The sequence below is a fragment of the Bradyrhizobium sp. STM 3809 genome, from assembly GCF_000239795.1.
Lineage (GTDB): Bacteria > Pseudomonadota > Alphaproteobacteria > Rhizobiales > Xanthobacteraceae > Bradyrhizobium.
Genome location: NZ_CAFJ01000401.1, coordinates 1 through 1973, shown reverse-complemented (window position 1 = coordinate 1973; position 1973 = coordinate 1). Strand labels below are relative to the sequence as shown.

Below are 1973 nucleotides of genomic sequence, written 5' to 3'. Positions count from 1 at the left end.
GCCTGCTGCAGCCGTCGCGTCACCAGGCCGAGCCGGCTCGTGAACACACCCATCGCCTGGCGCGCGCTCCAATTGTCGCGCTCGTGCTCCGGCGCGAGATGCCGCGCGCCCGAGACGAAGAACAGCGAGGCGGCGAGGCCGGCCTCGCCGAGGTGGAGAAACTGCTGATAGGCCGGAAAGGCCTTGTCCTGGGCGCACGGCGCCAGCGCGGTCGGCCCATGGCGCCCCAGGATGTACTCCATGATCGCGATGGACTCGACCATCGTGACATCGCCATCGCGGATCGCGGGGATGAAGCCGGCCGGGTTGATCGCCAGGAACTCGGCATCGTTCTCGACGCCCGCGAGGAGATCGACGTCGCGCAGCCGGTATGGCAGCCCCATTTCCTCCAGCAGCCAGACGACGCGGAAGCCCCTGCCCTCTCCGTACACTGTGATCATGCTCGCCTTGTCCTCCACTGATCCGCTCCCAAGGACGCGGCTCGCCCGGCCAGCCCGACATCGGCGGCTGAATTTCTTGACGGCTCTTCGGGCCATATCGATGTTGCGACGCGCTGTTCGCTATCCCGAGACTTCCTCCGAGGAACGCGCATTCCGATCGTGAGTTGTTGGCCATATCGGACAACTCAGATGCTGCAAGACCTCGAAGCCAGAACCATCGCCAAAGTCACGGCGCGCCTCGTTCCATTTCTGGTCGTCTGCTACTTCGTCGCCTATCTCGACCGGGTGAATGTCGGGTTTGCCGCGCTCACCATGAACGCGGACCTCGGCCTGTCGCAGACCGCGTTCGGCTTCGGCGCCGGCATCTTCTTCATCGCCTATTTCATCTTCGAGGTGCCGTCCAACCTGCTGCTGGAGCGCCTCGGCGCGCGCACATGGATTGCGCGGATCATGCTGAGCTGGGGCCTCCTCTCCGGGCTGATGGCCTGCCTGCCCTGGATTTCCAGGGTGTCCGGCCTCGGCAATGAATACAGCTTCTATCTGCTGCGCGTCCTGCTCGGCATTGCGGAGGCCGGCTTCTTTCCGGGCATCATCTTCTATCTCACGCTCTGGTTTCCTGCGGAATATCGCGCTCGGATCGTCGGCTATTTCATGGCCGCGATCCCGCTCTCGACCGTGATCGGCGCGCCGGTGTCCGGCATCCTGCTGTATCTGCACGGCGGCTTCGGCCTGGCCGGCTGGCAATGGCTGTTCCTGATCGAAGCGATCCCGGCCGTCGTGCTGGCCGTCGTCGTCTTCGTCTACCTGACCGATCGCCCCGAGGACGCCGGCTGGCTGGCGCGCGACGAGCAGGACTGGCTCACGCGCAAGCTGCTGGTCGAGCGCCGGCAGCGCGACAGCGTGCGGACTTACAGTGTCTCCGAGGTGCTGTTCGACCGGCGGGTGATCGCGCTCAGCCTGATCTATTTCGGCGCGGTCGCCACCAATTACGGCCTCAGCTTCTTCCTGCCGCAGATCGTCAAGGCGTTCGGGCTCAACACCTTCCTGACCACCGTCGTATCAGCAGCGCCCTACCTGGTCGGCGTGATCGGGATGGTCTGGTGGGGCCGGCGCTCGGATCAGCAGGCGGAGCGCACCTATCACGCGGCGATTCCGTTGTTCATTGCCTCCGCGGGTCTGGTCCTCGCGGTGCTGTTCGCCGATCCGACCCTGAAGATGATCGCCTTCTGCATTGCGGGGTTCGGCATCTTCGCCTGCCTGCCCGTGTTCTGGACGCTGCCGACCGCATTCCTGTCCGGCGCCGCGGCGGCCGCCGGCATCGCGGTCATCAACTCGATCGGCAATCTCGCGGGATTCGCCGGCCCGTTCGCGATGGGGTGGCTGAGAGATCATACCGGCAGCTACACGGCCGGCCTGCTGCTGCTCGCCGGGCTCGGCATCATCGCGATGGGGATCGTCCTCGTGATCGGTCACGACCCCGCGCTCGAACGCGCCCCCGCGGCGCCGTCGGAGTAATGCAAAGCAGGCGATCGC

At 65.6% G+C, this 1973-nt stretch carries 2 protein-coding genes; one reads left to right on the top strand and one right to left on the bottom strand.

Going from position 1 to position 1973, the window contains the following annotated elements:
• The coding region (locus tag BRAS3809_RS19940; RefSeq protein ID WP_035657087.1) for a glutathione S-transferase family protein at positions 1–440 on the bottom strand (440 nt) is incomplete at its 3' end.
• A gap of 189 nt (positions 441–629) precedes the next feature.
• On the opposite strand from BRAS3809_RS19940, the gene BRAS3809_RS19935 reads away from it, so the two are divergent.
• Entirely contained in the window at positions 630–1955 is a 1326-nt protein-coding gene (locus BRAS3809_RS19935; protein ID WP_008963857.1) for an MFS transporter, read from the top strand.
• Positions 1956–1973: the final 18 nt, after the last annotated feature.

What these genes read in the sequence shown, in the direction of transcription:
- BRAS3809_RS19935 (WP_008963857.1), top strand. Translation starts at nt 630, where the DNA reads ATGCTGCAAGACCTCGAAGCCAGAACCATCGCCAAAGTCACGGCGCGC.